The following is a 7,039-nucleotide window of genomic DNA, read 5'->3' as shown; positions in this document are numbered from 1 at the left end:
GTCCGCTCCGTCGACGGTGCCCTGGTGGGTGACGAGCCCCGTCCGCCGGTAGGTCCGGCGGGTGTACGGAACGAGCAGGTGCACCGGTGCCGTCTCCGCGGCGGCGCATCCGTGCACGGCGAGGGCGCTCTGTCCGCTGAGCACCGCCGTGTCACCGACGGTGAGCAGCGCCGCCGCCGCGCGGGTGTGGAATTCACCGACACGGCGCGCCTCGACGACGACCGTGCGGGAGAAGCTCGTCAGACGGCCTTCGCGCAGCGCGGCGCGGAGTGCGCTCCGCCCGATGAGTGCGGCCAGGTCGCTGCGGAGATGGGCACCGTGCAGTCCGTGCGGGAGTGAGGTCATGCCCTCACTCTGCGCGAGCACGGCGCCCCCGGGCGCGGAGTTACCCACAGGCCTGTGGACAACTCCCACCCCTGTGGACAACGTCAGCGCGAGCGGACCGTCGACTCACCGTCCCGGGGTGCCAACTCGCGGGTCCGAGGTGGCAACTCGCAGGGCTGGGGTGGCAACTCGCGGGTCCCGGGCTGTCAACTCGCGGGGCTGGAGTGGCGACTCGCGGTCGGACGGGGTGGTCAGGTGAGGGCGGTGAGGGCGGTGTGGGTGAGGGTGCGGACGCCGGCCAGGAGGGCGCGTTCGTCCAGGTCGAACGTCGGCTGGTGCAGGTCGCGTGTCGGGCCCTCACCGGACCACACGCCGAGGCGGGCGAACGCGCCCGGCACGTGCTCCAGGTACCACCCGAAGTCCTCGCCGCCGGAGGACTGCTCGGTGCCCACCAGCGCGTCCCTGCCCAGGGCGGCCTCGACGGCGGTGCGCAGCAGGCCGGTGCTCTCCGGTTCGCTGACCACCGGGGGCACCCCGCGCCGGTAGTTCAGCTCGTGCCCGACGCCGGTCGGCGCGAGCAGGGCCTGCACCGACGCCTCGACCAGCGGCTCCAGTTGGGTCCACGTCTCGTGATCGGCCGTGCGCAGTGTGCCGCGCAGCAGCCCCTCCTCCGGCACCGCGTTGGCGGCCTCCCCGGCGTGCACCGCACCCCACACCAGCACCGTGCCCGAACGCGGGTCCACCCGCCGGGAGAGCACCGACGGCAGGGAGGTGATCACCGTGCCGAGCGCGTGCACGAGGTCGGCGGTCAGGTGCGGACGCGAGGTGTGCCCGCCCGGCGAACTCAGCCGCAGCTCCACCAGGTCGGCCGCCGAGGTGAGCGCCCCCACCCGCGTGCCGATCGTGCCCGCCCGCAGCCGGGGGTCGCAGTGCAGGCCGAAAATCCGGTCGACCCCGTCGAGCACACCCGCCTCGATGGCGTCCAGCGCCCCGCCCGGCATGACCTCCTCGGCGGGTTGGAAGATCAGCCGCACCCGGCCGGGCAGTTCCGGCGCGCTCGCCAGGGCGAGTCCGGTGGCCAGCAGCACCGTCGTGTGCGCGTCGTGGCCGCAGGCGTGCGCCACGCCGTCCACGCGGGAGGCGAACGGCAGTCCGGTCGCCTCGGTCAGCGGGAGTGCGTCGAGGTCCGCCCGCAGGGCCACGCACGACGGGCCGTCGCCGATGTCGCAGACCACCCCGGTGCCGCCGGGCAGCACCCACGGCTTCAGCCCGGCCGAGCGCAGCAGCGTCGTCACCAGTTCCGTGGTGCCGTACTCGCGGCGCGCCAGCTCGGGGTTGGTGTGGATGTGCCTGCGCCAGGCCACGACGTCGGAGGCGTACTCGGCCAGCCACCCGTCGAGCCAGTCGGGCCCGCGCCCCCGGCCGGGGTCGTCCACGGCCGTGCCGACCCCGCCGGAGAGGTCCGGGTCGGATCCGGTGAGCAGCACCCCCGCCGATCCCCCGGACTCCCCGGAACCCGCGATCTCCGCGGTGTCCCCGGTCTCCGAGGTCTCCGCGTTCTCCGAGGTTTCCGCGGTCTCCGCGGGATCGGACCCGGGATCGGGCTCCCCGGGTCGTTCGGGCCGCGAGTCGAGAACGGTCACGCCGCACCTCCGCACGTACCCAGCTGGGCGCTGACGGGCAGCTCCGGCGTCCGCTGGTCGGTTCTCCATGGATAGGTCATTGCCGTACGCATCTGCTCTCAGTTTGACACCAACCAGAGTATGCGTAACCCGGATGTCCTAGCACAGAGACGGAAGGTCGCCCGTTTGCGCTAAACGGTGACGCTCGGTTCGGTGACGCTGTGCGGTGACCGACCGCTCACCCACCGCTCTCCGACCGCTTCTTCCGGTACCACCGGCCCCACAGGACGATACCCAGCAGGATCGCCGCGGCCACGCCGACGACGAGCTTGCTGTTGTCCTCCTCGGCCTCCTCGCGGGTGGTGGAGTCGAGCTCGGGTCCGGGCGGCGGGCTCTCCCCGGTCTCGTCGGTCTGCGCCACGGCCGGGAGCCCGGCCGGTTCCGCCGGTGCGGCGACGGCCCCCGGCGCGGGACCGACGGGGCCGACACCCACGGCGACGGCGGACACGGCGAGGACGAACACGGTGAGGACACTGAGCACAACGGCATACACACGCACGGCGAACAGTGTGCCCGGTCCGGGCGTGCCGCGTCAGTCCCCTTCCACGGACACCGTCCGTCAGTCCCCGTCCACGGACACCGTCCGTCAGTCGCCGTCCACGGACGGGACGCCGAACGCCTCCAGGATCCGCTCGGCCGCCAGGGTCGGCGTGCTGCGGCCCTCGCGCACGTCCCGTTCGACCTCCGCCACGACCGCGCGCACGGAGGTGTGCCCGGCGAGCCGGTCGAGCAGCTGCTCCCGCACCATCGACCAGGTCCAGTCCACCTGCTGCCGCCGCCGCTTGGCCGCCAGCTCCCCGGAGGCCGCCAGGGTGTCCCGGTGCCTGCCGAGCTGCTGCCACACGGTGTCCAGGCCGGTCCCGGTCATTCCGCTGCACGTGAGCACGGGCGGGGTCCACTCCGCGTGCGGCCCGTAGAGCATCCGCAGCGCCCCGGACAGCTCCCGCGCGGCCCGGCGGGCCTCCCGTTCGTGCTCGCCGTCGGCCTTGTTCACCGCGATCACGTCGGCGAGTTCCAGCACGCCCTTCTTGATCCCCTGCAGCTGGTCGCCCGTGCGGGCCAGCGTCAGGAACAGGAAGGAGTCGACCATGCCCGCCACGGTGACCTCGGACTGACCGACGCCGACGGTCTCCACCAGCACGACGTCGTGGCCCGCGGCCTCCATCAGCACGATGGTCTCCCGGGTGGCCCGGGCCACCCCGCCGAGCGTGCCGGAGGTGGGTGAGGGGCGGATGAACGCCGCCGGGTCGACGGCGAGCCGCGCCATCCGCGTCTTGTCGCCCAGGATGCTGCCGCCGGTCCGGGTGGACGACGGGTCCACCGCCAGCACGGCCACCCGGTGCCCCTGCCCGGTCAGGGTGGTGCCGAGCTGGTCGATGAAGGTGGACTTGCCGACCCCGGGCACACCGGTGATGCCCACGCGGGCCGCGCCCCCGGAGTCCGGCAGCAGCGCGACCAGCAGGTCCTGGGCGGCGCGGCGGTGGTCCGGACGCTGTGACTCGACGAGCGTGATCGCCCGCGCCAGGGTGCCGCGGTCGCCCGCCCGGACCCCCTCGGCCAGGGCGGCGACGTCGGGAACGGATGCCATGCCTACGAGTGTCGCGCCTCGAGCTGGTCGAGCAGGCCCAGGGCGGCCTCGGCGATCACGGTGCCCGGCCCGAACACCGCCACCGCGCCCGCCTCGTGCAGCGCGTCGTGGTCCTGGGGCGGGATCACCCCGCCGCACACGATCAGGATGTCCGGCCTACCCAGCTCGGCGAGTTCGTCCCGCAGCGCGGGGACCAGGGACAGATGCCCCGCCGCCAGGGACGACACACCCACGATGTGCACGTCGGACTCCACGGCCTGCCGTGCGACCTCGGCGGGGGTGGAGAACAGCGGGCCGACGTCGACGTCGAAACCGATGTCGGCGAACGCGGTCGAGATCACCTTCTGCCCGCGGTCGTGGCCGTCCTGGCCCATCTTGGCCACCAGGATGCGCGGCCTGCGGCCCTCGGCCCCGGCGAAGCGGTCCACCCGCTCCCGGGCCGTCGTCACGTCCGACGACTCGCCGACCTCCTCGCGGTACACCCCGGACAGCGTACGGATCTGTCCGGAGTGCCGCCCCCAGACCTTCTCCAGCGCCTCGGAGATCTCCCCGACGGTGGCCTTCGCCCGTGCGGCGTCGACGGCCAGCTCCAGCAGGTTGCCGTCCCCCTCGGCACCCGCGGTGAGCCTGCGCAGCGCCTCGGCGGTGGCCTCGGGGTCCCGTTCGGCGCGCAGCCGCTGCAGCTTCTCCAGCTGCTGCGCCCGGACCTCCTCGTTGTCGATCTTGAGCACGTCCAGGACGTCCTCGGACTCCTCCGCGCCGACGCGGTGGGTGTTCACGCCCACGACCGGCTGCCTGCCGGAGTCGATGCGCGCCTGGGTGCGGGCGGCGGCCTCCTCGATGCGCAGCTTCGGGATGCCCGCGTCGATGGCGGCGGCCATGCCCCCCGCCGACTCGACCTCCTCCAGGTGCGCCCACGCCCGGTCGGCGAGGTCGTGGGTGAGCCGCTCGACGAACGCACTGCCGCCCCACGGGTCGACCACCCGGGTCGTGCCGGACTCCTGCTGCAACAGCAGCTGGGTGTTGCGGGCGATCCGCGCGCTGGTGTCGGTGGGCAGTGCCAGCGCCTCGTCCAGGGCGTTGGTGTGCAGCGACTGGGTGTGCCCCTGGGTGGCGGCCATCGCCTCCACACAGGTGCGCACCACGTTGTTGTAGACGTCCTGGGCGGTGAGCGACCAGCCGGAGGTCTGGCTGTGCGTGCGCAGGCTCAGCGACTTGTCGTCGGCCGGTCCGAACCGCTTGACCAGCCTCGCCCACAGCAGGCGCGCGGCCCGCAGCTTGGCGACCTCGGTGAAGAAGTTCATCCCGATGCCGAAGAAGAACGACAGCCGCGGCGCGAACGCGTCGATGTCCAGCCCGGCGTCCAGCCCGGCGCGCAGGTACTCCACCCCGTCGGCCAGGGTGTAGGCCAGCTCCAGGTCGGCGGTGGCCCCGGCCTCCTGCATGTGGTAGCCGGAGATCGAGATCGAGTTGAACTTCGGCATCCGCCGCGAGGTGTAGGAGAAGATGTCGGAGATGATCCGCATCGACGGCTGCGGCGGGTAGATGTAGGTGTTGCGGACCATGAACTCCTTGAGGATGTCGTTCTGGATGGTCCCGGTGAGCTTCTCCGGCGGCACCCCCTGCTCCTCGGCGGCCACGACGTAGAGCGCCAGCACCGGCAGCACGGCGCCGTTCATCGTCATGGACACGCTCATCCTGTCCAGCGGGATGCCGTCGAAGAGTTGCCGCATGTCGAGGATCGAGTCGATCGCCACCCCGGCCATCCCGACGTCGCCGGCCACGCGCGGGTGGTCGGAGTCGTAGCCGCGGTGGGTGGCCAGGTCGAACGCCACCGACAGGCCCTTCTGCCCCGCGGCGAGGTTCCGCCGGTAGAACGCGTTCGACTCGGCGGCCGTGGAGAAGCCCGCGTACTGGCGGATGGTCCACGGCTGGTTGGTGTACATCGTCGGGTACGGCCCGCGCACGTACGGCGGGATGCCCGGGTAGGTGTGCAGGTGGTCGACCCCGTCGAGGTCCTCGGCCGTGTAGAGCGGCCGGACGTCGATGCCCTCCGGGGTCCGGCCGGTCAGGGCGTCGACGTCCTTGCCGGTGCGGGCCCGCAGCGCCTCGGCCCACTCCCGCCGGTCGCGCGGCCGCGGCGTGCCGAGGTCGACGTCGGTGAAGTCGGGGATGCTCATCGGGCGACTCCGAGGGTGTCGAGGGTGCCGGACAGGACCGCGAGCGCGTCGCATCCGGTGTGGACGTAGCCGTCGACGTGGGCGTGCTCGCCGGGTTTCCCGGCCAGCAGGACCGTGGCCGCCCCGGCGTCGTGCAGGGCCGCGGCGACGCGGTCGGCCTGTTCGGCGTACGCGGTGTCGGTGCCGCACAGGCACGCCACGGTGGTGCCGCTGTCCCGGAAGGCGGCCACGAGGGCGTCGAGGTCGGCGGTCTCACCCGGATCCACGGGTTCCATCCCGCCCGCCTGGAACAGGTTGGCCGCGAACGTCGCCCGCGCGGTGTGTTCGGCCAGCGTGCCCAGGGTCGCCAGGAAGGCCCGGGGCCTGCGGCCGTGCCGCACGAGGTGGGTGTCCGCGCGGTCGCGCAGCTCCTCGTACTCCCGGGCGTACCGGACACGGGGCAGACCGCCGGTCTCGACCGGCCCGGGTGCGGGGGTGCGCTCCGGCAGCGACTCGTCCGGCAGCGGGAACTCGCTGACCCCGGTGATCGCCTGGGTGCGGGTGGCCAACCTGCGGAGCCGGGCGTCCGAGGTCGCGGCCAGCCGGTCCGCCAGCGCACCGGAGTCCAGTTCGGCCTCGATCCCCCCGGCACCCTCGATCGCGGTGAACTCCCGCCACGCCGCGTGGGCGAGCGCGTCGGTGAGGTTCTCCACGTAGTACGACCCGCCCGCCGGGTCGATCACGGCGGCGAGCTTCGACTCCTGGAGCAGGATGGCCTGCGTGTTGCGGGCCAACCGCCGGGAGAACCGGTCGGGCAAACCGAGCGCGGTGTCGTACGGGAGCACGGTGACCGCGTCGGCGCCGCCGGTTCCGGCCGCGAAGCAGGCGACGGTGGTGCGCAGCATGTTCACCGCCGGGTCCCGGCGGGTCAGCATCGCGGGCGAGGTGACGGCGTGCTGCCGCATCGGCACGTCCGGCGCCCCGCTGACCTCGGTGACCCGCGCCCAGAGCCTGCGCGCGGCGCGGAACTTGGCGGTGGTGGCGAACTGGTCGACGGTGGCGGCCAGCCGGAACTCCACGCACGCGGCGGCGTCCCCGACCGACATCCCGGCCCCGGTCAGCGCCCGCAGGTAGGCCACCCCGGTGGCGATCGCCGCACCGAGTTCCTGCGCGTCGGAGCCGCCCGCCTCGTGGTAGGGAAGCCCGTCGGCCACGAGCCCCCGGAGGTCCGGGTACCGCCCGGCCACCCGGGCGGCCAGCTCCGCGGCGGGGCGCACGTCGTGCGG

General features: G+C 73.5%; 5 protein-coding genes and 1 pseudogene. All 6 read right to left on the bottom strand.

The window, feature by feature from the left end; translation table 11 throughout:
* A pseudogene (locus ACTIR_RS26800) lies at nucleotides 1-345 on the bottom strand (hypothetical protein); the annotation flags it as partial.
* A gap of 230 nt (nucleotides 346-575) precedes the next feature.
* Nucleotides 576-1,967, bottom strand: a complete 1,392-nt coding sequence (locus ACTIR_RS0116780) for a M20 family metallopeptidase (protein WP_026455155.1) — start codon at nucleotides 1,965-1,967, stop codon at nucleotides 576-578.
* 217 nt (nucleotides 1,968-2,184) lie between these two features.
* On the bottom strand, nucleotides 2,185-2,505 hold the full coding sequence (locus ACTIR_RS0116775; RefSeq protein ID WP_007024274.1) for a hypothetical protein: 321 nt from the start codon (nucleotides 2,503-2,505) through the stop codon (nucleotides 2,185-2,187).
* 87 nt (nucleotides 2,506-2,592) lie between these two features.
* Nucleotides 2,593-3,594 carry a methylmalonyl Co-A mutase-associated GTPase MeaB gene (gene meaB, locus ACTIR_RS0116770; RefSeq protein ID WP_026455153.1) on the bottom strand — a complete coding sequence of 334 codons (1,002 nt, stop codon included), beginning with the start codon at nucleotides 3,592-3,594 and terminating at the stop codon, nucleotides 2,593-2,595.
* 2 nt (nucleotides 3,595-3,596) lie between these two features.
* On the bottom strand, nucleotides 3,597-5,774 hold the full coding sequence (gene scpA, locus ACTIR_RS0116765) for a methylmalonyl-CoA mutase (RefSeq protein ID WP_026455152.1): 2,178 nt from the start codon (nucleotides 5,772-5,774) through the stop codon (nucleotides 3,597-3,599).
* The coding region (locus tag ACTIR_RS0116760) for a methylmalonyl-CoA mutase family protein (protein WP_026455151.1) at nucleotides 5,771-7,039 on the bottom strand (1,269 nt) is incomplete at its 5' end. The genes ACTIR_RS0116760 and scpA, both read right to left, overlap by 4 nt.

Source organism: Saccharomonospora iraqiensis subsp. iraqiensis (assembly GCF_000430445.1).
Lineage (GTDB): Bacteria > Actinomycetota > Actinomycetes > Mycobacteriales > Pseudonocardiaceae > Saccharomonospora > Saccharomonospora iraqiensis.
This window is presented reverse-complemented; position numbering and strand designations above follow the sequence as displayed.

What these genes read in the sequence shown, in the direction of transcription:
- scpA (WP_026455152.1), bottom strand. Translation starts at nt 5,774, where the DNA reads ATGAGCATCCCCGACTTCACCGACGTCGACCTCGGCACGCCGCGGCCG.
- meaB (WP_026455153.1), bottom strand. Translation starts at nt 3,594, where the DNA reads ATGGCATCCGTTCCCGACGTCGCCGCCCTGGCCGAGGGGGTCCGGGCG.